Annotated in this window: 17 protein-coding genes and 1 pseudogene; 16 read left to right on the top strand and 2 right to left on the bottom strand. The window is 41.5% G+C overall.

Annotated features, from left to right (window positions below; translation table 11 throughout):
* Positions 1-21: 21 nt before the first annotated feature.
* The 4 genes from H7U02_RS05435 (at position 22) to H7U02_RS05420 (ending at position 4,239) form a co-directional block, all read left to right on the top strand.
* Complete coding sequence (locus H7U02_RS05435) at positions 22-1,749, top strand: zinc ribbon domain-containing protein (protein ID WP_070437928.1); 1,728 nt, start codon at positions 22-24, stop codon at positions 1,747-1,749.
* A gap of 209 nt (positions 1,750-1,958) precedes the next feature.
* Complete coding sequence (locus tag H7U02_RS05430; RefSeq protein ID WP_110981088.1) at positions 1,959-2,405, top strand: LytTR family DNA-binding domain-containing protein; 447 nt, start codon at positions 1,959-1,961, stop codon at positions 2,403-2,405.
* A 4-nt stretch (positions 2,406-2,409) separates the two neighbouring features.
* Positions 2,410-3,105: a hypothetical protein gene (locus H7U02_RS05425; RefSeq protein ID WP_110981087.1), complete on the top strand. Its 696-nt coding sequence runs from the start codon at positions 2,410-2,412 to the stop codon at positions 3,103-3,105.
* 96 nt (positions 3,106-3,201) lie between these two features.
* Positions 3,202-4,239, top strand: coding sequence for a S66 peptidase family protein (locus H7U02_RS05420; protein WP_110981086.1), 1,038 nt, complete (start codon positions 3,202-3,204; stop codon positions 4,237-4,239).
* A 234-nt stretch (positions 4,240-4,473) separates the two neighbouring features.
* Here H7U02_RS05420 and H7U02_RS05415 read toward each other — a convergent pair.
* Positions 4,474-5,723, bottom strand: a pseudogene (locus H7U02_RS05415) (ISL3 family transposase).
* Positions 5,724-6,022: 299 nt separating this feature from the next.
* On the opposite strand from H7U02_RS05415, the gene H7U02_RS05410 reads away from it, so the two are divergent.
* The 10 genes from H7U02_RS05410 (at position 6,023) to addA (ending at position 21,972) form a co-directional block, all read left to right on the top strand.
* A complete protein-coding gene (locus H7U02_RS05410) occupies positions 6,023-7,621 on the top strand; it encodes an Hsp70 family protein (RefSeq protein WP_107372358.1) in 1,599 nt (532 codons plus the stop codon).
* The gene (locus tag H7U02_RS05405; protein WP_110981187.1) at positions 7,618-8,130 is read left to right on the top strand and encodes a hypothetical protein; all 513 of its coding nucleotides are present in this window, start codon (positions 7,618-7,620) and stop codon (positions 8,128-8,130) included. The genes H7U02_RS05410 and H7U02_RS05405 overlap by 4 nt, the downstream gene beginning before the upstream one ends.
* Before the next feature lie 9 nt (positions 8,131-8,139).
* Positions 8,140-8,925 carry an ATP-binding cassette domain-containing protein gene (locus tag H7U02_RS05400; RefSeq protein ID WP_002891779.1) on the top strand — a complete coding sequence of 262 codons (786 nt, stop codon included), beginning with the start codon at positions 8,140-8,142 and terminating at the stop codon, positions 8,923-8,925.
* Between the two features lie 8 nt (positions 8,926-8,933).
* Positions 8,934-9,749: an ABC transporter permease gene (locus tag H7U02_RS05395; protein WP_110981188.1), complete on the top strand. Its 816-nt coding sequence runs from the start codon at positions 8,934-8,936 to the stop codon at positions 9,747-9,749.
* Positions 9,750-10,010, top strand: a complete 261-nt coding sequence (locus H7U02_RS05390) for a hypothetical protein (protein WP_002884593.1) — start codon at positions 9,750-9,752, stop codon at positions 10,008-10,010.
* A gap of 9 nt (positions 10,011-10,019) precedes the next feature.
* Positions 10,020-11,762, top strand: a complete 1,743-nt coding sequence (locus H7U02_RS05385; protein ID WP_110981189.1) for a DUF6287 domain-containing protein — start codon at positions 10,020-10,022, stop codon at positions 11,760-11,762.
* A 279-nt stretch (positions 11,763-12,041) separates the two neighbouring features.
* Positions 12,042-13,352: a hypothetical protein gene (locus H7U02_RS05380; RefSeq protein ID WP_110981190.1), complete on the top strand. Its 1,311-nt coding sequence runs from the start codon at positions 12,042-12,044 to the stop codon at positions 13,350-13,352.
* 35 nt (positions 13,353-13,387) lie between these two features.
* Positions 13,388-14,761, top strand: coding sequence for a GHKL domain-containing protein (locus H7U02_RS05375; RefSeq protein ID WP_070839219.1), 1,374 nt, complete (start codon positions 13,388-13,390; stop codon positions 14,759-14,761).
* A 247-nt stretch (positions 14,762-15,008) separates the two neighbouring features.
* Positions 15,009-18,329 (top strand): ATP-dependent nuclease subunit B, encoded by a 3,321-nt coding sequence (gene rexB / locus H7U02_RS05370; RefSeq protein WP_201042926.1) that lies wholly within the window; start codon positions 15,009-15,011, stop codon positions 18,327-18,329.
* Positions 18,319-21,972, top strand: a complete 3,654-nt coding sequence (addA, locus tag H7U02_RS05365; protein WP_201042913.1) for a helicase-exonuclease AddAB subunit AddA — start codon at positions 18,319-18,321, stop codon at positions 21,970-21,972. Before rexB ends, addA begins: the two co-directional genes overlap by 11 nt.
* Before the next feature lie 351 nt (positions 21,973-22,323).
* On the opposite strand, the gene H7U02_RS05360 is transcribed toward addA, so the two are convergent.
* The gene (locus tag H7U02_RS05360; protein WP_037599106.1) at positions 22,324-23,055 is read right to left on the bottom strand and encodes a DUF554 domain-containing protein; all 732 of its coding nucleotides are present in this window, start codon (positions 23,053-23,055) and stop codon (positions 22,324-22,326) included.
* 274 nt (positions 23,056-23,329) lie between these two features.
* On the opposite strand from H7U02_RS05360, the gene H7U02_RS05355 reads away from it, so the two are divergent.
* Both H7U02_RS05355 and H7U02_RS05350 read left to right on the top strand, forming a co-directional pair.
* A complete protein-coding gene (locus tag H7U02_RS05355) occupies positions 23,330-24,061 on the top strand; it encodes an ABC transporter ATP-binding protein (RefSeq protein ID WP_002891761.1) in 732 nt (243 codons plus the stop codon).
* A 2-nt stretch (positions 24,062-24,063) separates the two neighbouring features.
* Positions 24,064-25,653 (top strand): DUF4231 domain-containing protein, encoded by a 1,590-nt coding sequence (locus H7U02_RS05350; RefSeq protein ID WP_073688448.1) that lies wholly within the window; start codon positions 24,064-24,066, stop codon positions 25,651-25,653.
* The last annotated feature ends 95 nt before the right edge of the window (positions 25,654-25,748 follow it).

Below are 25,748 nucleotides of genomic sequence, written 5' to 3'. Positions count from 1 at the left end.
AGTAAGTTTATAGGAGTCTTTATGGCAACAAAAGAAAAGTGGATTGATTTATTTGAAAAGGCAGTTGGTCGTCCGCCCCATGTTTTGGAGATTGAAGAAGGCCAGAAAGCAGACTTTGACTTAAAGGCTATTAAAGGCATTTCGGCAATGGGCTTGGACCAAGAAGCCACTCCTTCTGAACCAACAGAAGAAGTTGATGAGTATGACGTTGCCGAGGAAGTGTTTGAAGATGTACCGCTTGGTGATGAAGAGGAAACGACTCCTTTAGAAACTAAGGAGCTTTCACCAGTATCTCAAGCAGATCAAGGTCAAACTGAAAAAAATTCAGAGGCTGCTTCTAAAGAAGCACAAGCCATCTGGATGAAGGCTTTTAAAACCTATGTTGGACGTCAGCCTCTCCCTGAGGAATTCTTACTTGGTAAGTCTTCAGGTTATGATGTGTCAACCATCCATCAGTTTATCTCAGATGGTAAGGCAGCGAAACCAGCCAAGCCAGCCATGGCTAAAGGAAAGAAAATCCTGATTATTGCTGGTGTTGTTGCAGCAGTCTTAGCGCTTGCTAGTTACGGCTTTGGTTCTTATTACTACTCACGTGGTCAAGTAGCAGAGCGTTATGAAGCAGCAGCTAAGAAGAGCTTTAAAGATAGCTTGGAATACCAAGTATGGTCTGATACTAAAAAGGAAATTAAAACATCCGAAGTCAAGTACACAGACACTAAAAGTACACAAGCCTATAGCAAGAGCCAACTCCTGTCTGGCGAACGTATGCAAAAGGTTGGGCGTCAGTTCCTTATTTTTCCTAAGTGGAGAGTCGTGGTAGATCCTGGAACGGTTGATTTAACCGTTAATACAGCTGATTTGAATGTGACTATTAACGGGGTTTCTTATGCGACTACAGATGGCAATAACTACACGGCTAAATTGAACCATCTCTATCCAGGAACTTACAATTTTGTGGCTTCTGGTAAGGTCAATGATCAAGATATCACTGTCTCATCTGAGGAAAATGTGACCTCTAAAACAGAAGTCAATCTTTCTGTAGAGTATCTTAGCTTTACTGTTAAGTCTAATCTTAAGGATGGAGACCTCTACGTTGGTGGTACCAAGATTGGAACCCTTAACTCAGGGAAACTAGATGTTAACAAGGTAGCAGTAGCTGGATCATCAGCCGTTTATGTTAAGAAGAATTTCGAAGATGGTAGCTCTATCAAGACAGAGACACTGTCTATTAAGAAACTCTCTGAAGGTCAAACGGTTACTCTAGATGCTGATGGTGTTCTTGATCGTGATACGGCAGATCGTCTTTTGACTGCTGCCTACGGTAAATTTGGTAGCTACGCTTCTAATCACAACACAACACCAGATGGTGTATCCGACATTTTCCTTAATGGTACTGATGATACCATGTACAAGGATGTAACAGCTGATATTGATAGAAATACTACGGGTGCTAAAAACCGTGCTGCTGATAGTATTTCTTTCTCAGACGTTGACGTCACAGAAGTCGTTCAGACTGGTGAGAAGACCTTCAAGGTGACCTTCACAGCAGTTTATGATTTCTATTATGGTTATGATTCGAAATTTAAGTCATCAGGAGATATCAAAGATAAAATCTCTTGGTCATGTAATGTGGAATATGTTGGTGACGATAGCGACTCTAGCAGTAGTGGTTCTAACTACAGCGACTACCGTATCAATGGTAAGGCTGGTGAATCACAAAAAGTGAGTCGTGAAGATACTGTGAAGTAGTAGTTGCTTGCCCAGTTAGTCAGCATTGAACAGATTACAAATGGGAGGGAGTCCTCCACACTAAAAATGAGAACTTGGCAACAGCCAGGTTCTTTTGTTTGTCTGTTATTACCTCTTAGGGGCTAAACCGTGCCACTTACCTAAAAGGCCTTGTTTTGTGTAAAGCAGTTGTTATAATGGAAGCATCAAAAGGACAAGAAAGGAGTATTATGAAAGTTAGAATCGAATTGGACCCATCCATGGATGAGCCTGAAATCTTGATTCGAGCTCCTCGGTTAACACAGGAATTGGCCCAGCTCCAAGAGTCTATTCTAAAGCAAAAGTTAGTTCCTTTAGCCTTTTACAAGGATCGAAGCGAATATTTTCTGGATTTGGCAAATATTCTCTTTTTTGAAACAGACGGGGAAAAGATTTTTGGACATACCAAGGATGAGGCCTATGAGGTGAAGCAAAAGCTCTACAAATTAGAAGAGTTGCTCCCGATTGCCTTTTGTCGGATTTCCAAATCGACGATTGTTAATGCTAAGCAGATTTATTCTTTAGAGAAGTCTTTTTCGGGGACTAGTACGGTGAATTTCTATCAGACCCACAAGCAGGTCCATGTATCAAGACGCTACTATCAAGTTTTAAAAGAACGACTAAACGAAATGAGGTAAGATAATGAAAAAGAAATTAATTGGGATCCTCTTGATCCTTTTGGCAGCTTTGGTAATTGTACAAGACTATTTTATAAAATGGGAAATTAGTATTTGGATGTTGGCCTGGGTAGTCTTATTGGCAATTTTGTCCCTTTCTAGTCTTTTGAAGCGACATTTTGGTCTTGGTTTCGCCTATGGCATTGTGGCTCTATTTTCACTTAATGGACAGTTCCATTTTCTTCCAGTATCTAATTCGGTCCTTATCTTTTCTTCCATTCTTGCAGTTATTGGCTTGAACATTCTCTTCAATTCTTCTAGTAAAACAAAGAATCGTTTTGGACTGGGTTCTACTGGCTCAGACGCTAATAATGGTGGAAATGATATTGATGTCACTTTTTCAACAGTGACCAAATATCTCAATGACCAGCAATTTACGCATGGGAGTGCGGATGTTAGTTTAGGCCAGGCTTCCGTTTATTTTGATAATTGCCGTATTGAGGGGCCATCTGCCCAGTTTGATGTGGACGTTTCTCTTGGAAGTCTTAGCCTCTATGTGCCCAGTGATTGGCGGGTACATGTGAATGTGGATAACTCTCTTTCAGCTGTACAGCATGAGGAAAATCCTAGCAACTTAACTAACAAGGACTTCTACATCAAAGGTGATGTTTCCTTGGGTAATTTAGAAATTATTTATGTTGGTGAGAGTTCGATTGATTAAGTTAGTGGAGGGAACCTCTGATTAATATAATACCTATTGTTTTATCTCATCTCCTGTGATAAGATAGGCTCAATCTATTTTCAGGAGGGACAAGACATGGTTTCTACTATTGGTATTATAAGTTTATCTAGTGGGATTATCGGTGAAGACTTTGTCAAGCACGAAGTGGACTTGGGTATTCAACGTCTCAAGGACCTGGGACTCAAACCTGTCTTTTTGCCCCATTCACTAAAAGGCTTAGATTTTATCAAAGAACATCCTGAAGCTCGTGCAGAGGATTTGATTCATGCCTTTTCTGATGATAGCATCGACATGATCCTATGCGCCATTGGTGGAGACGATACCTATCGCTTGCTACCCTACCTCTTTGAAAATGACCAACTACAAAAGGTTATCAAACCAAAGATTTTTCTCGGTTTCTCAGATACAACTATGAACCACCTCATGTTACATAAACTAGGTATCAAGACTTTTTACGGCCAATCATTTCTAGCAGATCTTTGTGAGTTAGACAAAGAGATGTTGCCATATAGCCTCCACTACTTCAAAGAATTGATTGAGACGGGAAGAATCTCAGAAATTCGACCTAGTGACGTTTGGTATGAGGAAAGAACTGACTTCAGTCCCAAAGCTTTGGGAACACCTCGTGTCAGCCATGCAAATACAGGTTTTGACTTGTTACAAGGAACTGCCCAGTTCGAGGGGGAAATTCTCGGCGGTTGCCTCGAATCCCTCTACGATATCTTTGACAACTCTCTACACGCAGATAGCACAGACCTCTGCCAAAAATACAAACTTTTCCCTGACTTATCCGACTGGGAAGGAAAGATTCTATTGCTAGAAACAAGTGAAGAAAAGCCTGAACCTGATGATTTCAAAAAAATGTTGCAGGCTATAAAAGAAACTGGGATATTTGAAGTCATCAGTGGACTCTTAGTCGGAAAACCTATGGATGAAACCTTCTATGACGACTATAAGGAGGCTTTAACGGACACCATTGATAGCAATATCCCGATTGTCTATAATCTAAACGTTGGCCATGCCACACCAAGAGCAATTGTCCCCTTCGGAGTCCACGCCCATGTAGATGCAACGGAGCAAGTCATTCGCTTTGACTATAACAAAGAAAGCTGAGATGAATTTCTCAGCTTTTTTTTAGAAAGTAGGAGTATCTTAGTTGCTATAAAGCATGATACTTTAAGTAGATAATACTCCTGTATTTATAAGTTCATCCAGTCTATCAGATTGATTGATACTCAAGGGGAGTGGGGCAAGGAACAATTTTTAAAAAGTTGTTCGGTCCTACTCCCTTTTTTCCTATTTTATAGGGCTCTTTGTCAACTGTAGTGGGTGACGAAAAGCTAACATCTAGAGAGGACCGGATAGGTCCTCTTTTTATGTATGCTCAGTGTGATGAAGACACGTTTCTTAAAGTTGATGAAGTTTCTAAAACCGAACCCTAAGCGTTTGATGTCTTTGATCAACTTGTTAGTCGCTTCAAGTTTTGCGTTTGAATAGTCTGTTTCTAGTGCGTTTTTGATGTATTGCTTGTGTCTAAGAAAAGTCCTAAAGACAGTTTGAAAATAATGATTGACCTTGCTCCTATTTTCCTCTATCAGGTCAAAGAACTCATCTACTCTCTTCTCCTGAAAATGAAAAAGTAAGAGCTGATAAAGTGTATAGTAGTCGGTAAGCTCTTCTGAAAAGTCTAGTGTCTTCTCAACGACTTCATGTGGACTTAAGGTTTGCCGGAATGTCTTTGAATAAAAAGAGTTGAGAGATAGTTTACGGCTGTCTTTTTGAAAGAGACGCCAGTGATTTTTCAAGGCTCGATAGGGTAGAGACTTCTTATCGAACTGGTTCATGATTGCAATTCTAGTCTTTAAAAAGGCTCTACCAAGGTGCTGGATAATGTGGAAACGATCAAGAACGATTTTAGCGTTTGGAAAAAGTCTTTTGGCAAGTGGAATATAAGCTCCAGACATATCCATCGTGATAAACTGCACCTGTTGGCGAGCTTTTAATGGATACTTTAAAAAGTAGTTTCGTATAGAGGTTTGGCGACGATTATCAAGGATGGTTATGAGTTCGTTGGTCTCATAATTCTGCGCCACAAAAGCCAATTCCCCTTTCTTGAACCCAAACTCATCCCAGGACATAACAGCTGGAAGTTTGTCATAATGTTCTTTGAAAGTGAACTGGTCAAGCTTACGATAGACAGTGGACGTCGACACACGAAGTCTTCTGGCAATATCAGTTAGTGAGACCTTCTCAGTTAGGAGTTGTGCAACCTTTTGTCGGACTAGATTGGAGATTTGGCAGTTTTTCTCAACGATTGATGTCTCAGCTACCGTGACTCGTCTACAACTTTTACACTGAAAGCGACGTTTCTTCAGACGTAGTAGTGTTGGAGTTCCCGTTTGCTCGAGAAGAGGGATTTTAGAAGGCTTTTGAAAGTCATATTTGATCATCTTTCCTTGGCAGTGAGGACATGATGGTGCAGGGTAATCAAGTTTTGCTTGAATCTCTATATGAGTGTCAGTTTCAAAAACAAGTGAAATCTTGATATTTTGGTCTTTAATTCCGATTAATTCTGTGGTATTCTTAATAAGTCTCATAAGTTCTTCCTAATGATGGTTTGGTCGCTTTTCATTATAGTTCTTATGGGACTTTTTGTGTACACTTAAAAAGCTCTATAATCTCTACAGTGGTTTTACCCACTACAGAAATTATAGAGCCTTTTATAGTCTCTTTATTTGTGATAATATAGTATAGTGAAAAAAACTAGACTGGAATAACTTTACTCTTTTGGAGTTTTATGTGACAGCGATGAATGGAGACAATCTAAGCGGATGCCTGCTTGGAGCTATAGTCAAGAAAACTCAAAATGAGGAATGAGGCTAGAAGGGAAATTGTTATGAGAAAAAAAGCGATTGGTATTGATTTAGGAACAACGAATTCCGTTATGGCTGTTGTTCGTGAAGATGTGCCAGAGATTATTCCGATGGGGACGAATGACGATCAGGTCTTACGTTCAGCGGTTTACTTCTCAAATATTAGTGGCCAAAACCATGTATCTTTTGGTAAAGAAGCCATTGAGCGTGGGACAGAAATCGGAAGTACAGAAAACTTTAAATTTGACTTCAAACGTGACATCGGGCGTCCGATTGCTAGTGATACACCAGACCACACACGTGTCAATTCTATTATTCTTTCGGCCTTGGTTTTGAACGAATTCCGTAAACGCGCCTATGTCGTTGGTCAGGAAATGGGACAAGCAGACGGTATCAAGGATGCTGTCATCACCGTGCCTGCCTACTTTACGTCAGATCAACGTGCGGCAACGAAGAATGCTGGTCGTATCGCAGGATTTAACGTCTTGCGTATTATCAATGAGCCTACAGCTGCGGCCATTGCCTATGCCCACACTAAAAGTGCCCAAGGAAATGTCTTGGTCTTTGACCTTGGTGGAGGAACTTTTGATGTTACCATCATGCGCGTGGCTAATCATGCCTATGATATTTTAGCGACTGACGGGAATTCACGCCTTGGTGGGATTGACTTTGATAAGCGTCTTGTGGGCTACATCATGCAGGAGTTGGAAAAACAAGGGGTCAATATGACTAACCTTTCCGAGAAGGAAAAAATTCAACTTCAATATAAGGCTGAGCAGATTAAGACTAGTCTATCTGTGAATGACCAAGCCCTCTATGAGCATTATGTCAATGGTCAAGGTTACGGTGTCTTGATTACTCAAGCAATTTTCAATGAAATTACCTTGGACCTCCTCAAAGATACTGAAATCAAGGTACAATCTACCCTTCAAGCGTCTGGCTTGAAATGGGAAGAGATTGACCATATCCTGCTTGTGGGTGGTTCAACACGTATGCCAATGATTCGTCAAATGATTCGCCTGATGAGTGGTTTGGAACCTAAGTTTGACCTTAATCCAGACACTATCGTGGCACAGGGGGCATCCATTTTGGCCGACCTTATCGTCAATAACGAGGTTAGCTTCTCTGAGCACCAGGATGGTAAGACAACTGAGACAGACAGAGTAGTTGTCAAGGATGTGACCTCTCAGGGAATAGGTCTGCTCTTCAAGAAAAATCCAAACAAGAACTACAGCTTTGTGGGTGACTACTATAATAGTGTCGTGGTTCCACGTAACTCGGTCTTGCCTTTGGCAGTGACCAAGGATCTCTTTGCGGTCGTGGATGGACAGAGTAAGTTTAAACTTCGTATCACAGAAGGAAATTACGAAAATCCTTTTGCTGTAAAGATTTTGGGACAAGTGGAAGGACAAGTGCCACAACCTCGTCAGAAAGGCGAGCTTTTGGCACAAGTCACCTATGCCTTCGATTCAGAACAAATTGTTACCGTAACAGTGTCTGATCCTCGAAGCAATACTGTTGTGGCACGCTTTTCAGTCAACGCACAAGTCAACCAAACCCAAGAAGTGGTTAAGGAAGACTTGTCAGAACTTCAAGCTATTTTTGCTAAATTCATCTCATGATAGACTACTACAAAGCAATTGATACAGAGACAGGACAGGAAGTATCTTATTTAAGAGAGGTCAGTAACCGTATCTCTCCAGAGATGTCGGCTCAAGATTGTTTCGTGGCACTTTCCTTTTTACGTGAAGAGCTGGAGGAACTCTGGATAAATGGTACCTTGGATAAAGAGGGAGAGCGTTTGCGCAGTGAGCTCTACACGATTCGCTCAATCTTTTTCTCAGACCATGAGAAGTTACAATACGACCGAAAACTCAGACAGGCTCAGAGAAAGGCATTGGAAGCTGAAAAGGGGACGACCACTGATACTAGCAATGTAACAGGTAAAAAGGAAATCCCTTTTGAACCTGTTGCGGTGACTCAGACTAAAGAGTCATCTCTTAAAAATTACCTCTTTGCGGCCTTCGCCTTTGTGATTCTACTAAGCTTGATTCTCTTTTTCAATATCAATGTCATCGTTCTTATTATCGGAGCCATTCTAATTGTGGCTTTGATGTTACTTATGTCTTAGGAGATATTAATGGAAACCAATCAATTAACATTTGAACATATCTGTTTCAAATATAAGGGAAATGATAACCAGCTCTTTACAGATTTGGATGTTACTATGGAGACTGGCCAAGTTGTCGGTATCTTGGGTGCCTCTGGTTCAGGGAAAACAACCTTAACTGAGATTCTCCTTGGCCAGCTTAAACCAACCTGCCAACAATTTCGTATTTTAGAAAATGGCAAACCTGTGACTGCTGGTTCACGCTCTTGGTCCTATGTGCCCCAACAAAACCTTCTACGTGAGTACCTCAAGGTATCTGAGACCTTTGATTTTTATGCGGACCATCATCTGAAAGGAAGTGGTAAGCTGACTAAAAAGCATCGCATTGCAGGGATTATGGATGATTTAGGGTTGACGGAATTTGCAAACAAGAAGATTTCAGAGCTTTCTGGTGGGCAAAAACGCCGTGTCTCCATTGGTATCGAACTTCTTAGCCCTAGTCCCTACTTTATCCTTGATGAGCCGTCTTCAGGCTTGGATGCTCTTAGTGACCGTAATCTCTTACGTACCTTGAAAATCTTGGCTAAATCAGCTAACAAGTCTATTGTGGTTATTACCCACAACACAGAAAATTTGGCTATTTTTGACAAGATTATCTTCTTGTCTAAGGGACGTCCGACATTTGCAGGGACCTATGAAGAGTTGCTTTTGGAATACAAGACTAGCGATCCTTATATGATTCGTAAATATATGGATATGAATATCGCAGATGTCTACCAAGAGCTCAATGCTTCAACACGTATTTACAAGATTTAGGGAGACTTATGAACGCAGCATTACGATTAAGTTGGTATAAATTTAAACATCACTACATGGATTTTATTAAGGTTCTTCTGGGCATTGTCGCTTTCGAAGGCTTAATCCTCTATATTCAGGACAAGGGATTTTTGAAAGATTTCGAAACAACTCGAATGACCCTCTTTCTCTTACTTTTTTCAACCAGTCTCTTGATTGTGGTTCAAAACAGTATTTATATTTCTAAGGAACGCTCGGTCCTCAACCGTGACTTTTTCTCAGGTTTGAGTCGTTCGGCCTTTGCCTTGGCTAGTATGGGGATTCACGCCTTCTTTGCCGTTTTGGAAACCATTGTCTTTATCCTATCTTACTCTGTCTTTAGTAAGTTCTTTGACAAGGAGTTTCCAGACGCTGGTCATATTTTTGGTTCCTACCGTTGGGAAGTTGGGATTACAGTGCTTCTGGTTTTCTTGGCGTCGCATTTTATTGCCCTCTTTATCTCAGCCTTGGTTGGCAAATCTGAGATTACCTCTGTTATCCTAGCAGTCGTTGTGGGTATCATGCAATTTTCATTGTCGGGAACTATCCTATCTTTGCCAAAAGCCATTGATTGGGTACAAAAATTTGTCTATCTAGGTTATGGCCACAAGCTTTTTGGGATTTCTAGTGACTTGTCAGACTTGCCATCTAGTTTGGCTAAGTACCATGTTCCTGTCCCTAAGAGCCAGTTGGAGGCTTTTCAAGGGTCTACAGGCGAATTCTGGGGACAATGGTGGGCCTTGGTGCTTCATTGCCTCGTTTATGCCCTACTCTTTTTCGTCACACTTCAGAAGAAGGAGAAATAAATGCAACAATATGATGAATGGCTGATTGACTTCCAAGTTCAGCATGGCCGCAAGCCGAGCGATAAGGAAGTTGCTGAAGCTGCTAAGACTGGTTTTGCTCTTTCTAGTGGTTTGAGCAGACAGAAAAATTCTAAATTCAGACAAGTTTTGTCTAAGGTTGGTTTGGGCGATCTCAAGTTTAGCTGGTTTTTAGTTTTGGAAATTTTGCTCTTGATTTGTATTGCTCTCTTTGGCTATGTTGTAGGCTATCTATTTATCTAGGAGGACCTCATGAAACAGTTTAAACATAAAAAGTTTATCGGTTTGGCCTTGATTGTCTTTTTGGTCTTCATGGTACTTGGAAAATATACTCAGAGCACGGCTTTCACATCGTCTTCAAGAGTTTATGCCACAACCGTTGTCGATAAGAATACCGGGAACAAGGTGCGTTTTGAAGTCCGAAAAATCAAGGGAGACAAATACGAAGTTAAAAATACGGAGACTGGGGATACCTATCAGGCTGATGCCCAAGCCGGCGAAGACCGTTCTTTGAGCTTTAAGTTGGCTGGAACTAACGGCAACTCAGACGGTACTATCCGTATCACACCAAGTATGGTGCCTGGAGGAGATGCAAAGGTTGAAATGACTGAATCAAACACCTATACTCAGGTTGAGGGGGGGTCTGAAGTTGTTGAGTCTAGCGAGGCCTCGTCTAGTTCTTCAAGTAGCCAAGTTAAAAGCATTATTAAGGATATTTTGGAATCAAGTAGTTCATCCTCTGGTAGCGACGCAAGCTCAGAGTCGTCTTCTAACGATCCAAATAAGCCAAATGCAGATATCAAGACTAAGACCGATGTCAATGGTGATAAGGAAACCACTTATATTGCAGACTATTCGACTGAAGACATTAAGTCCATCACAGAAGCCTTTGGGAAATGGCTCTATCAGTCTGATTATGCCAAGGATGCTGTTTTAGTTCAAAGTAGCTTTGACAGTATCACTAAGGTCAATGATGGTAGTCCAACCTTCCTTTCATTTAAGGCACCTAAGGAAAAAGATAGCAGCCAAACGATTACCATCCTTGCTAATCTCATCAATGCGGATGGCTATGAACATATTACTGGTGTTCCGAGTGGTATCATCAATGGTAAGGAAGTCTCAAACTATGACTTCAAGGACTATAAAAACACGGTTGATTCCTTTGCTTTAGGGATTAATGACAATAGTGGTAAGACCGCAGACTATAGCCCAACATCATCCTTCCGTCTTTATACCTTGAAGGATAAGAAACATGCTATGTATGAAGACGATGCCGCTGAACAGAAAGCCCTCTTTAAGGACTTCTCAGCTGATGATAAAACTGGTGGCAATTATAATGGCTATAACAAGCTCTATAAGGATTTGGTTGACCAAGATAAGGATTCTTACCAAATCGTTCTAGGCTCTAATGGTACTGTTTATTATGTAACTAACTACTGGAAGGGCAATTACGATAAGAAGGCTGTTCAGACCTATAAGGTAGCACCAGATGACATGCAAGAGGCTTACCAAGAGCTGCTCAAGCATTACTCTAGTGCTGGTACGTCTGAAAGCTCAGAATCTTCAAGTTCTTCACAAACATCAGAGTCATCGTCAAGCTCATCAGAGGCCAAAACAGAATCAAAAACGGAAACCAAGACCGATCAAACAGGCATGGATGTTAATGCTATCAAGGATAATAACTTCCAAAGCCTTGAAGGGACTTGGAAGAATGGGAATGGTAGTAGTTTGACATTTTCTAAGGATCAAGTAACTGCACCAACAGATTATGAGGTTCAAAATGCTAATTCCAGTCTTGAAAATGGCTACCTAAGAGCGAGCCTAAGAACAGGAATGTATGGCGCAATAATCTATTTCATCCCTAAAGGTACGACATTACCGAATGTGTCAGGAAATTATCCCGATGCTTCAGATAACACCAAAGACCGTATCCTGGTGACCCAATCAGGAAGTGCACAATCTGACGCCAAACAATTCTACTACAAGGCTGATTAGACCTGACAAGGGTGAAAGTCTTAAAAAAAGTAATGTTATAACCTAAAAGTTGAGATAAAATTATCTCAACTTTTTATGTTACATTTGTAACTTTAATTTAATAGTAAGTCCATCTTATATAAATAAATGGATTCTTAGAGGTATTATAAACTTTATTAGAAATTTAATTATTGTGAAAACTTACAAAAAGCTATATAATGAGTAGTGTTGTAAAAAGGGCTTCCTAGGGGATTTTTGAGGAAGTTTCTTAAATCAGATTAAAGGGAGAGGGGGAAAAGAATGACTTTTATTATTGAATCGCTATTTGCTGTTTTTAAAGATTTTCATTGGCTAGTATCTATAGACACACTCTTGATTTTCTTTGTCAATTATCTGATGTTTCATGCAGCTGGTAGGGTCAAGATTTCTTGGAGGCTACTTTTATTAGGTGGTCTTTTGTCAGTTGTTTTGACTCCCCTTCTTCCTATGGGATTCAAATTTTTACTTAATCCTCTCATATTATTTTGTTTTAGTTATTACAAACGTCCAGACTTGCCATGGATAGAGCCGGTATTTAATAGCTTTTATGCCTGGGGAACAACTAATATCATTATACGGGGCTTGTCATTAATCGTCTTTCCTTTACTTTTGGGAGCCGACTTGACTAGCCGTATTTCAGAATCTTTAACGGAGTTTATCTGTGTGGTAGTTACCTATCCTATTTACCTCTTGGTTCACCGTTTTATTGGTTATGAATATTTGCAGGTCGAGGAAAAGGAGCGCTTGCGCATACACTTCACCCCTATTGTTATTGGGGTTAGCTTTGCCTTTCTTTCATATGGGCTTTTAAATGAATTCATGCCTTACTTTGCTAGTATCTGGCCTGTGGAAGTGGTTAACAATTATGCTAAGTTGGTCGTTCTATTGGCAACAGGCGCCTTCTTTATCGTTGTTTCCTATGCCAATCAGTGGATAAAGGATGAACTTTTTCTGGAGTTGAAAGAGGAGCAGGAACGTCATTTTCAGAGCTTACAGGAATCTAGTAGGCATATCCTCCATCTTTATCAGGAGTTATACCGTGATGGAGTGCCTAAGGTAGTTGTACCTAAGAAGGCTAAGACTGTTCTGGCTACTAGTCAAGAGGGAGACAGTCAAAACCTATGTGAGGAAGAAGTTCCCTTCAGCAAGGTTATGCCAGATATTTCCAACCTGCTTTCTCAATTGCTACGTTCCGTCATTGAGAGTAAGTATATGGAGTTTCATGCTGTTGGAATTGATTTTATCATGGAGGTTCCAGACCCTATATCCCCATCCCATATTGATATAGTGGATTTATCAGCTGTCCTAACGACCTTCTTGGACAATGCCTTATTGAGAGCTCATGGGCAAGAAAATAGCTTAGTTCGTCTGTCTTATTACCAAAGTGGTGAGGTTCAGGTCCTCTCTGTAGAGACAACCCTTTCGCAAGACAGCGCTGAGGCACCTCACAAGGCGTACGAGAATCATCTGTCAATCAATGAACAGCTCGAAGATATTATGGAGCGTTACCCTCAGTCTAAATTTAGCTTTAAGAATGATAAGTTCATCTATAGACAGCAATTTGAATACTAAACAACTTGTAAAAAAATATATAGAAAGGAGATTCGATGTTTGAGTCGTTTTTGGGAATAAATTTTTTAAATCTCTATAATACAGATGCCTTTCTAGCCATTCAGATTATTATAACGCTGACGATAAACTGTGCTATTTTCAAACGAATGACAGACATTCGTATCTCCTGGACGGTGTTTCTGACCTTAGCCCTGCTAGATGTGGTCCTTCAGTATAATATTAAGAGTATGAACATGATTGCTGATGTCTTTATTCTGATGGTTTTGGCTATTCTGGCTAAAGGAAAGACTTGGACGGTAACGCAGTATGCTTTTCATACCTTGTTTCCAGTGGTGACATCAGATTTGCTTTATCGTTTATTGGGACTCTTCTTTATTCCCCTTCTCTTGAATCTCCCTGTCGCTGAGGTAGGGTCGAATGCTCTTTTCTATCTCTTATCTTACGGTTTGATTTTGCCACTTTATTTTGTTTTTGACCGTTTCTTGGGCTTGGATTTGAAGCGTTGGAAGGTCTATAGTGATGACTCTTTTCATAATCTCCAGATTTCTAGAAGAGTTGCTCTAGCAATGGCCATTTATTTATTGGGAATCTTTCTCAGTGTGAATTTAGATGACTGGTTACCTGGTTATTCTCCAGATTTGGAATTGAGATTTCGTATGTTATGGGTTCTCTTATCTGCAGTAGCCTTTATTTTCCTAATTGCTCATCTTAATCAACTATCTAGGCAGTATTTGGAAGAAAGTTTGGCCATGGAGGAAAAACGGCATTTGAATAGTTTGACCAAGGCCAACCAAAAGATTGATCTTCTCTACAATGAATTGTTACAATACAGACAGTCTTATCAGACGGTTGTGGAACAATTTTCAGAGGAGGTGCGTGACCAGGAAGAGGCTCTTGCTGAACAGGTGTATCAGAATGTTCTTAGGGAGAGCGCCAAGGAGTTTGAACGTTTCCGTGTCATTGATAATCCTAAGCTAGAAAATATTCAATCCCTGCCCTTACGTAGTCTTCTTTCGGCTCGTATGATGGAGGCTAAACGTAGTAATATTCCAGTGACTTGTGATATTCCTGAGGAAATTTCAGGCTTTACCATGAACGTGGTTGACTTGACCTTGCTGGTGTCCATTTTCTTTAGTAATGCGATTGATGAGAGTGAGCAGGTACCTGCCAGTCAAATCAATTTTAGTTTCCATCGCCATGATAAGGATGGGAGCTACCATTTCGTCATGGAAAATAGGACGCAAGAAGAAAAAGTTGATCTTGATGCCATTATGCAGGAAGAAAATCAGAAGAAGACCTCTGGTCTTAACCTTCACTCAGCCAAGGATATTCTTAGGAAGTATAGTGATGCCAATCTGATTACAAGCAGTGGTGATTACCTCTTCAAACAGGAATTGATTTTTAAATAAATATATGGAGCTAAATCAAAGGATTTGGCTTTTTTTTCGTTACAGATCCATAAAGTAGTGCTCTTTGCTGTTGAGCTTAAGCTTATGTCCGGCCCATAGGACAGAGGGCTAGAAAGGGATAAGGGAGGAGTCTGATTGTTGCTTCATTCTGTGTTATAATAGCAAGGATTAGTGGTTGTTAGCGCTAAGTGAATGGCAATTCTTGCTTAGCCTAACGACTGGTGTAGAGACAAGAAAGGGACGTCTTATGAAATTACTTTATACGGATATGTCTCAGGATTTAACTGAAATTCTGACGGAGCAGGCAACTAGCTATGCTCAAAAGGGAAAGAGGGTCTTTTATATTGCTCCTAATGCCCTATCATTTGAAAAGGAGCGTAAGGTCTTGGACTACCTGCCTCAGTCAGCGTCCTTTGAGATTACGGTGACGCGTTTTACTCAGATGGCTAGGTACTTTATTCTCAATACGAGTAACCCGAAAACTCAGCTGGATGATACTGGTCTGGCCATGATTTTTTATAAGGTCTTGTCACATATGGGCGATGATGAGCTCAAGGTTTATGGTCGTTTACGCAAGGATAGTAACTTTATTAATCAATTGGTGGACCTTTACAAAGAGTTACAGCAGGCTAATATGACAGTTCTGGATTTGCAGCATTTGGATCAGGCGGAGAAACAAGAGGATTTGGTAAGGATTTTCAGTGCGGCTCAGGATCTCTTGTTGGCGGGAGATTTCGACAATCAATCCAAACTCAGTGCCTTCTTCAAGGAGATTACCTCAGGCCACCTCGATAAGGCCTTGAGTAACACGGTTTTGGTCATTGATGGTTTTACGCGTTTCTCAGCTGAGGAGGAAGCACTGGTTGCACTCTTGAATGATAAGTGCCACCAGATTGTCATTGGGACCTATGCCAGTCAAAAAGCTTATAAGGCTAACTTTGTTTATGGCAATGTTTATCAGGCTTCAGTGGATTTTCTGAAGACTTTGGCTCAGACTTATAAGGTGACACCTGACTACGTGACGACAGACAAAGAGGGCAATCCTTCTTTTGCACGTATTAGTCGTCTTTTAGAAAGCCGTCATGATTTTAGTACGGTGGATGAGAAGGTTACTGATCAAGACAAGCAAGCCTTGCAGGTCTGGGAAGTGGTCAACCAAAAGGAAGAAGTGGCTCAGGTTGCCAAGAGTATTCGTCAGTTGCTGGCGGATGGCAAGCGCTACAAGGATATCTTGGTCCTGCTTGGTGATGAGGAGAGTTATAAGCTTCAGGTGGGTCAGATTTTCCGAAAATTTGATATTCCCTATTATTTCGGTAAGGAAGAAACCATGTCTAGCCATCCTTTGGTGCAGTTTGTGGATTCGCTAGAGCGTATCAAGCGCTATAATTATCGTGCCGAGGATTTGCTTAATCTCGTAAAATCAGGTCTCTATGGCGGTTTTACTCAAGAGGACTTAGACCTTTTTGAGTATTATGTCAATTTTGCAGATATCAAGGGGCGTCACAAGTTCTTGTCTGATTTTACGGCCAATAGTCGTGATAAGTATGATTTAGACCAGCTTAATGCCTTGCGCTCACAACTGGTAGAGCCTTTGGACAAGTTACTTAACAGTCGCAAACAAAAGGGTTCTAGTCTGCTTAAGAAACTTGCGGTCTTTTTAGGGACTGTACAAGTGCCAAATCAGATGGCTGCTTTGACTGTCAAGGCCAGTGAAGCTGAAAAAGAACAGAATGAACAGGTCTGGAAGTCTTTCACCCAACTCTTGGAGCAGGTTGAGACTATTTTTGGGGAAGAAACACTGTCAGTGGATGACTTTTTGTCAATTTTGCGTTCGGGAATGTTGGCTTGTGATTACCGTACGGTCCCAGCCACTGTTGATGTGGTCAATGTGAAGAAATACGATTTGATTCAACCACATTCAGCTCCTTATGTTTTTGCCTTAGGCATGACTCAGTCGCATTTTCCAAAGGTTGGGCAAAATAAGAGTCTCCTGTCTGATGAGGAGCGTAATCGTATCAATGAGGCGACGGATGAGCATAGGAGTTTGGATATTGTTACGCAGAGTAATAGTCAGCGGGGGCATTTTGTGGCTATGTCGCTTTTCAATGCGGCTAGTGAACAATTGGTGCTTAGTCAGCCACAAATTCTCAATGAGACGCAGGATGACATGTCGGTTTATTTGAAGGAACTTCTTGACCTTGGTCTTCCTTTGGTTGAAAAGGGACGTAATCGTTTCGAGGCTAAGGGTGACCAGATTGGGAACTACAAGGACCTCCTATCGACTGTCATTGCCCTTAACAGTAGCCATCTAGATGCTGATTTGGACAAGGAAACGCAGACGTTTTGGTCAGTTGCTGTGCGTTATCTCCGTAAGCGACTTGATAAGGACCAAGTCTTGATTCCAAATGTGATTGACGATGTGACGACGACCAAGGTGGATGATCAGGTCATGCAGCTGGTCTTTCCGGGGGAAGAACCACTAAAATTATCAGCTTCGGCTCTGACGACCTTCTATAACAACCAATATCTTTATTTCTTGCGTTATGTTTTGGGACTTGAAGAGTTGGAATCCATCCATCCAGATGCTCGACACCACGGGACTTATTTACACCGTGTCTTTGAGCGTGTGATGGGTGATTCTTCGTCAGAAAACTTCGATGATAAATTGGAAAAGGCTATTGCTCAGACCAATCAGGAACAACCCTTTGAAATTCTCTATACCGAGGACCAAGAGAGTCGCTTGTCTCGTCAGATCTTGGAAGATATCGCCCGTTCAACTGCCAGTGTTTTGCGTGACAATGCGGCGGTTAAGGTTGAGCGTGAGGAAGCCAAGTTTGACTTGCTTTTAGCAAATAGCATCAAGATTACAGGGATTATTGACCGAGTGGACCGTTTAACGGATGGGGCTCTGGGTGTCGTTGACTACAAATCAGGTAAAAATGTCTTTGACATTCAGAAATTCTACAATGGCCTCAGTCCGCAATTGGTGACCTATCTGGAGGCCCTTCGACAAACCTATAAGGTCGATGCTGACCAGCTTTTTGGTGCCATGTATCTTCACATGCAGGACCCACAGCTTAACTTGGCTCAGTTTGGTCTGGATAAGCTAGCAGCTCAGGCTCATAAGGAATTGACCTATAAGGGGCTCTTTGTGGCTTCAGAAACAGAGCATCTGGCTGGTGGAAACTATGATTTACAAAAGACTGTCACCTATGATAAGGAGTACCTAGAAACCTTGTTAGACTACAATATAAAACTCTTTACAGATGCTGCTGAGATTATTCGAAGTGGGAATTTTGCGGTCAATCCTTATACCGAGGATGGCAAGTCTGTTCAAGGGGATCAAATCAAGTCTATTACTCATTTTGAGGCCGACCGCCACATGGGACAGGCTCGTAAACTCTTGCGTTTACCAAGTAAGGGCAAGAAGGAAGCCTATTTGGAGCTGATGACAAAAGACGAGGACAATAATCAGATGCAAGTTGCTGAAAATATCATCCCCTTTCCAGTCACTGATCAAGCTGTAAAAGCAGACAAAAAAGACCAGGAGGACAACCATGTTGACTAAAGCTTTTTTAAGTCCAACAGAGATTAAGGAACGCATTGCCCAAGAAGCAGCTTCTGACAAGGAACGCAAGTTAACACCTGAGCAGATTGAAGCCATTTACAGTAATGGTAGCAATATTCTTGTGTCAGCTTCGGCCGGATCAGGAAAAACCTTTGTCATGGTTGAGCGTATCCTTGATATGATTGGACGTGGCGTTGGTATTGACCAACTCTTTATCTCAACCTTTACGGTAAAGGCTGCAGGTGAGTTGAAAGAGCGTCTGGAAAAGCGTCTGACAGAGCAGTTGGGAGAAGTTGAGACGGATGAAGAGCGTGCCTTTCTTTCAGACCAGATTGCCAAAATTGGGACGGCTGATATTGGAACCATGGATGCCTTCACCCAGAAATTGGTCAATCAGTATGGCTATCTCCTGGGGGTGTCACCTATTTTCCGCATTATGACAGATCCTGCTGAGCAGACACTCATGAAAAATGAGGTTTATACCGATCTTTTCAATGATTACATGCAAGGGAAGGATGCCCAACTTTTCCAAAAATTGGTCCGCAACTTCGCTGGAAATGGTAAGACTAGTAAGGCCTTCCGTGATCTAGTTTACGATGTCTATAACTTTTCTCAGGCTACTGCAGGTCCTGAAAAATGGCTACGTCAGAATCTCTTAAAAGGGCAGACGGGTGCCAAGCCAGACAAGGCTAAAGTTGAGCTTTTAGAGGGTCTCAAAGATGGCTTGTTGGCTGATTTCTTAGCCTTCTTAAGAGACCATTTAGGTCTAGCTCAGCGTGAATTTGCCAAGGCCAAGTATCTGAATAATGTGTCAGATGCCATTAGCCTTCTGGAGGGAGCCTTGGCCAATGACCAAACCGATATGGAGGACTTGCTCAAACAACTCTTGACTCTGTCAGGAGGGACTGGCTTGACAAATATGACCCGTCCTAAAGACGAGGAACTCAAGGCCTACAAGGAAGCTTACAACAAGACCAAAAATGAGTTTGTGGCCCAGTTGCGTGAGATTGATACCCAACTAACGGTCCTCGAGGTTTTGACCAAGCATAATGATGACATCCTACCTCTGTTAGAGCTGCTTCAGGCCTTTGTGCTTGATTTTTCAGACCAGTATTTACAGGCCAAGATTCAGGAAAATGCCTTTGAATTCTCAGATATTGCCCACTTTGCCATCCGTATTTTGGAGGAAAATCCAGAGGTGGCAGCCAGCTACCGTGACCGTTACCATGAAGTAATGGTAGACGAGTATCAAGACAATAGCCATACTCAAGAACGCATATTGGAGCTCCTCTCTAACGGTCACAACCGATTCATGGTGGGAGATATCAAGCAATCCATCTATCGTTTCCGTCAGGCGGATCCTCAGATTTTTAATGGCAAGTTCCAGCTTTTCCTTGAAAATCCAGATGCAGGTAAGCTGATTCTCCTTAAAGAGAACTTCCGTAGCCAATCTGAAGTTCTTGATGCGACCAATGGTGTTTTTAGCCACCTCATGGACCAGGAAATCGGGGACATCCTCTATGACAAGACACACATGTTGGTAGCGGGTAGCGAGAAGCAAAAAGAACCCCATCCTGAAAATGTGACAGAGGTTCTGATTTACAATAGTGATGAAGCTAGTATGACTCCTGACGAGGAAGGTTCTGATCAACCTATCAGTAGTGGTGAGATTTCCTTGGTTATCAAAGAAATTATCAGTCTGCATAAGCAGGGTGTACGTTTTGAGGACATTACCCTCCTAGCACCAACCCGCAACACCTATCTGGACTTGATGGCAAGCTTTGAGGAGCACGGAATTCCCTTGGTTCCTGACGAGTACAAGTCAAGCTACCTAGAGTCACTAGAAGTTATGATTATGTTGGATACCCTTCGTGCCATCAATAATCCTCTTAATGACTATGCCCTCGTTGCCCTCCTTCGTTCACCGATGTTTAATTTCAACGAGGATGATTTGGCTCGTATTGCTGTCCAGGCTGATGAGGGGCAATTCTATGACAAGCTTCTTGCAGCCCATACGCAATCAGGCCTCCATCCGGAAGTTGTCACGCAAGGACTTGATGCCAAGTTGACCCTTTTCACTGAGACTCTGGCAGATTGGCGTGATTACAGTAAGTGGCACTCGCTCTACGATCTCATTTGGAAGATTTATGACGATCGTTTCTATTATGATTATGTTGGCAGTCTTCCACGAGCTGAGCAACGCCAGGCCAATCTCTACGCCCTTGCCTTGCGAGCCAATGCCTATGAAAAGACTGGTTTTAAGGGACTTTCTCGTTTTATTGGTATGATTGATAAGATCATTTCTAGCGGTAACGACCTAGAGGAAGTGACAGACTTGGTTCCTAAAAATGCCGTTAGCCTTATGACGATTCACAAGTCCAAGGGGCTAGAATTCAAGTATGTTTTTGTCTTGCAGATGAATCGCAAGTTCATTGGTCACAGTAGGGATGGACTAAGTGGTAAGTATATTATCAACCGTGAAAAAGGACTTGGCATTAAGTACCTAGCTGACCTTAAAGACCAGATAAACACCAATTTGCCCAAGTTAAATGTTGTTCTAGAGACCTTAACCTTCCAGGAAAATCGTAGGGAAGAGCGCAGAGCAAGTATCTCAGAAGAGATGCGTCTGCTCTATGTTGCAATGACACGTGCAGAGAAAAAACTCTACCTGGTTGGTAAGGGTAGTAAGGAAAAGTTAACCCAGCAATTTGGCACGGATGTCGAAAATAATCGCCTATCAGTAGCTCTCCGTGACCAAATCGCTACTTATCAGGATTGGGTTATGGCTTTGGATACCGCCTTTATGAGAAAGGATCTCAAGTTTACTGTTCGCTTTGTTGAGGCTGAGGAGTTGACGCCAGAGGCTATTGGTCAGGTTGAAGTTAAAGCAGCAGTAGATGCTGATGATTTATCTAACAATCGCCAGACGGAAGACATTAAGCGTGCTCTAACTGTCTTAGAAAGTGTTGAAAAACTCAACCAGCTTTATGCACCAGCGATTGACCTTCCATCTGTGCGTACGCCGAGCCAGCTCAAAGCCTTCCACGAACCTGTTATGGATACCGAAGGGGTGGATATTATGGATAAGAAAGAGGAAGTGCAACCTCTTGAGACTACCACTACCTTTGAGCTTCCAGACTTTGGGCAAAAAACTAAGGTCACTGGAGCTGCAGTTGGGTCAGCCACCCATGAACTCATGCAACGCTTGATTCTTTCTGACAAGGTGACCCTCCAAGATTTGACACAGGCGTTGAGTCGGGTATCGGCAGATGATCAAGTTAAGGCGCGTGTGCAGTTAGAAAAGTTACTAGGCTTCTTTGACACCGAACTTGGGAAGCTCATTCTAGCTAACCGTGGTAAGTTGCGTCGTGAAGCACCATTTGCTATGTTGGCAGAAGATCCCGCTAGTAAAGAAGATTTTGTCGTCCGTGGTATCATCGATGGCTACCTTCTTCTTGAAGACCGTATTGTCCTCTTTGACTATAAGACGGACCGCTTCACTCATCCTAGTGAACTTAAGGAACGTTACAAAGGTCAAATGAGCCTCTATGCTAAAGCACTCAGCCAAGCCTATCAAATAGATAAGATTGATAAATACCTTATTCTCCTAGGTGGAAAAGACTTGGAAGTCGTAGAAGTATAAGCTATAGCCTAACCATTCTTTCATGGTGAAAGAGTGGTTTTTTGTGTCTTAATCCCACCAAAAAAGACCGGTGTGCACACACCAGTCTTTTCGATAGATTTCCATCAGTATTGTAAGTTCGTTAAAATATTAGAGGATGGAAATAGTTATGAAAAAAAGTATCTTGTAGGTTGCTTAGGCCTACAAGGGCTATTATAACAAACTCATCTTAGTCTAAACAAGGTTAGAAAAATTAGAATTAACTGCCACAAACATTACTAGTTTTTAATAGTTAGGATCCATAATAGCAATAAATAGAGATAAAAACCGTCAGCATGAGACTAACGGTTTTAGTTTATTTTAATCCTAATATCAACTAATCAAAGGAACCACCCAATTGACCCAGGCCCAGGAAATAGGCATAACCAGAATCATGGCTGGAATCATATCTGCTGTTGGGAATTGACGCAGTTTCATAATACGAAAACCGGTCGCAATCATGAGAAAGCCCCCGCAAGCCTTAAAGTCTCCAATCATGGCTTTTGTTGTTAGAGGGAGAATGAAACCAGCACTCACAAAGAGGAGGAAGAAAACGATAAATTGTGGAATGGCAATCATGGAGACGATGTAGCCTAGACTACAAGAGAAAATCATAGCCGTAAAGAAATCTAGGATAGATTTAGAAATTAAGATAGAAGCATCGCCTGTCATCCCAGACTCAAGACTCCCGTAAATTCCTGTACCACTCGCACAAAAAAGGACGATAACTGTCAAGAGCTGCGCATAAAATTCATCGTGAGCTAACCCTGTTTGCTTGCTTGGTGTAATCTTGGACAAGCCTTTTTCCATAAGCCCAGCTCCCTTGTTGATGAGGTTTCCAAATTTTAGGGCCAGCCCAAGGATGGTACCGATAACTACTGCAAAGATAACCGCAGGCATATTAACCATATTCATAATAGCGCTAATCCCCATTACCATAGAGGCTAGACCAAAGATAAGGTTAAGATTTTCCTTGAAATCGTCTCTGAGATAGTCCCCGAAGAGCCCTCCAGCGATTCCTCCTAAGATAATAGATAGCGAGTTGATGATAATTCCAGTTGGCATCAGTGATTTTCCTCCTATTTATTCTAAATACTATAAGTTTAGCATTATCAAAGATCGAATGCAAAATTGTCTCGTTTTTACAAACGTTTTCTTGAAATTGTATCTTTGAAATGATACAATAAATGAGAAGGTAAGGAAATAGCCTTATCTAAATCTATTGCCAGTGTTCTTAGAGTATTGTTCATAAAAAACAAGGTAACAACTCTAATTTATAATCTAATATAAAGTGTAAAATGAGACTATTGTTAAATAGATTCTCAAGAAAGGATAAAAGATGATTCGTTTTGAACACGTAACGAAACGTTATGAAGATAAGGATGCTCTCTCAGATCTTAACCTCGAGATTCGAGATGGTGAGATTTTTGGTCTGATTGGTCACAATGGGGCTGGTAAGACCACGACTATTTCCATTTTGACGTCTATCATTGAAGCTAGCTACGGTGAAGTTTACGTCGATGATATGGCCCTCAGCCAACATCGTGATGCTATCAAGAAAAAAATCGCTTATGTGCCAGATTCACCAGACTTATTCTTAAATTTAACTGCTAATGACTATTGGTACTTTTTGACACGTATCTATGATTTGGAAGCTAGTCAGGTTGAGGAACGTTTGACTAATCTTATGGCTACCTTTGACTTGACGGAAAGTCGCTATAACCTCATTTCTTCCTTCTCTCACGGTATGCGTCAGAAGGTTGTCGTTATCGGTGCTCTTCTGGTAAATCCGCAGATTTGGGTTTTGGATGAGCCTTTGACTGGTCTGGATCCACAGGCATCTTATGATTTGAAAGAAGCCATGCGTAACCACGCTAAGGAGGGTAATAGTGTGCTCTTTTCAACCCACGTTCTAAGTGTAGCTGAGCAGCTCTGTGATCGTATTGCTATTTTGAAGAAAGGAAAACTCATCTTCCAAGGGTCTCTAGCGGAACTTAAGTCTCAGTACCCTGACAAGGATTTGGAAACTATTTATCTGGAAATGGCTGGACGTAAGATCGAGGAGGTGTAGTCATGAACTGGAACCATGTTTGGGAGCTTTTTAAAATTAATCTCCTCTATGCAAATCCTCAAGCAGTAACTAACCTACAGAAACGTCAGGAGAAAAAGAAAAAGGCTAATTTCTCCATCGTTAATGCCATGCTTAGACAACAACTCTTGATTTTAATTGTTTTTACGGTTGTATATAGCTATCTTTTTGTAGGTGTCGATTATAAGGCCAATCCTGGAGTCTTAACCCTATATCTTTTGACATTTTCAGTCATGGGGCTTCTCCAGACTTTTACGGCTCTCTATAGTACCTTTTACGATAGTAAGGATAGCAAGGCTTATCTGCCTCTTCCCTTAAAGCCATCAGAAGTCTTTTTGGCCAAGACCTTGTCAGGTTCTATGGTTGGGATGACCTTCATGGTACCTATCCTTAGTCTTCTCATTCTAGCTTACTGGCAATTTATTGGCCCGCTGGGGATAGTCGTGGGGTTTCTATCCTTTATCGTTTCTCTCTTTATCAATCTCGTTTTTTCAGTGATTCTGTCTAATAGTGTTGGAACGCTGATTGTTCGCAGTTCTCGTCAAAAGCTCTATTCGACTATTTTGATGACCCTGTCAACCCTATTGATTATGTTCCCTATCATGATGGTTGGTTTTCTTAATGGTTATGTTAAGGGTGCTGGACATATCGATTTTCCTTTGTTGCCTTATCTAAGAGGTTACTATGATGTGGTAGCTGCTCCTCTATCTCCGGAGGCTCTACTAAATTTTTATCTTCCTCTTATCTCAGTGCTTATCTTGGGTCTTTGGTTTTATAAAGTCAGAATGCCTCGTTATTTCCACGAAGCCATTTATAACAAAAAGGCTAGAAAGACTCAGGTAAAAGTTGTTACTCGAAGTCAAAGACAGGTCTTGGTTCGCCATCATTTATCTACTTTGGGAAACTCAACCCTCATTATCAATACCTATGTGGTACCAGTATTATATATGATCATGCTGGGCGGAGGTGCCTTCTTTTTGAAAGATTTAGGTCCAGACTATTTCGGGCTCATGCTTTTAGTCGGAATTGCCTTTGGTTTCTTTTCAGCGCAACCAACAAGTTTTCTTGGGGTGGCAACTTCCTTAGAGGGAACAAACTTTGACTTTATCCGTAGCCTGCCAATCAATACGGGTGACTATCTTCGTCAAAAGTTTTGGATTTTCTATGGCTTGCAAGTCGGTGTATCCCTCTTACTAGGAGGACTTGGTTTAATATTCCTTGCACATCTCCATCCTATTTTGGTGGCAAGTTTCGCTCTTGGTTTTCTCGTAACAACCTATCTTGTAGGTGGCTATTTCTTTGAACGTGACCTTAAATTATTGGAAGTGAATTGGCAGGAAGTCACTCAGCTCTTCAATCGGGGTGGCGGACAGTGGCTCTATATGGGTATCTTTATTCTTACAATTTTCATCGCTGCCTTGCTAGGAGGTATTGTCTTCTTTGCAAGTAAGTTCTGGATTGCCCTAGTAGTCAACGCTATAGTATCTGGGCTTATAGCTTTAATTGCCCTAATCGTTTATCTCTTTGTTGACCGCAGACGTTGGAAACGTATTAGAGCCATATTTTTTGCCTAGAACAAACTGTTTAAAGAGGGCTCTTTGTCAACTGTAGTGGGTGACGAAAAGCTAACATCTAGAGAGGACCTGATAGGTCTTCTCTTTTTTTATGT

It is taken from the genome of Streptococcus sp. 3.1 (genome assembly GCF_016648915.1).
Classification (GTDB): domain Bacteria; phylum Bacillota; class Bacilli; order Lactobacillales; family Streptococcaceae; genus Streptococcus; species Streptococcus salivarius_E.
This window is presented reverse-complemented; position numbering and strand designations above follow the sequence as displayed.

Bases quoted from the DNA above. Each gene is read 5' to 3' on its own strand.
- H7U02_RS05435 (WP_070437928.1), top strand. From the start codon at position 22: ATGGCAACAAAAGAAAAGTGGATTGATTTATTTGAAAAGGCAGTTGGT.
- H7U02_RS05430 (WP_110981088.1), top strand. From the start codon at position 1,959: ATGAAAGTTAGAATCGAATTGGACCCATCCATGGATGAGCCTGAAATC.
- H7U02_RS05425 (WP_110981087.1), top strand. From the start codon at position 2,410: ATGAAAAAGAAATTAATTGGGATCCTCTTGATCCTTTTGGCAGCTTTG.
- H7U02_RS05420 (WP_110981086.1), top strand. From the start codon at position 3,202: ATGGTTTCTACTATTGGTATTATAAGTTTATCTAGTGGGATTATCGGT.
- H7U02_RS05410 (WP_107372358.1), top strand. From the start codon at position 6,023: ATGAGAAAAAAAGCGATTGGTATTGATTTAGGAACAACGAATTCCGTT.
- H7U02_RS05405 (WP_110981187.1), top strand. From the start codon at position 7,618: ATGATAGACTACTACAAAGCAATTGATACAGAGACAGGACAGGAAGTA.
- H7U02_RS05400 (WP_002891779.1), top strand. From the start codon at position 8,140: ATGGAAACCAATCAATTAACATTTGAACATATCTGTTTCAAATATAAG.
- H7U02_RS05395 (WP_110981188.1), top strand. From the start codon at position 8,934: ATGAACGCAGCATTACGATTAAGTTGGTATAAATTTAAACATCACTAC.
- H7U02_RS05390 (WP_002884593.1), top strand. From the start codon at position 9,750: ATGCAACAATATGATGAATGGCTGATTGACTTCCAAGTTCAGCATGGC.
- H7U02_RS05385 (WP_110981189.1), top strand. From the start codon at position 10,020: ATGAAACAGTTTAAACATAAAAAGTTTATCGGTTTGGCCTTGATTGTC.
- H7U02_RS05380 (WP_110981190.1), top strand. From the start codon at position 12,042: ATGACTTTTATTATTGAATCGCTATTTGCTGTTTTTAAAGATTTTCAT.
- H7U02_RS05375 (WP_070839219.1), top strand. From the start codon at position 13,388: ATGTTTGAGTCGTTTTTGGGAATAAATTTTTTAAATCTCTATAATACA.
- rexB (WP_201042926.1), top strand. From the start codon at position 15,009: ATGAAATTACTTTATACGGATATGTCTCAGGATTTAACTGAAATTCTG.
- addA (WP_201042913.1), top strand. From the start codon at position 18,319: ATGTTGACTAAAGCTTTTTTAAGTCCAACAGAGATTAAGGAACGCATT.
- H7U02_RS05360 (WP_037599106.1), bottom strand. From the start codon at position 23,055: ATGCCAACTGGAATTATCATCAACTCGCTATCTATTATCTTAGGAGGA.
- H7U02_RS05355 (WP_002891761.1), top strand. From the start codon at position 23,330: ATGATTCGTTTTGAACACGTAACGAAACGTTATGAAGATAAGGATGCT.
- H7U02_RS05350 (WP_073688448.1), top strand. From the start codon at position 24,064: ATGAACTGGAACCATGTTTGGGAGCTTTTTAAAATTAATCTCCTCTAT.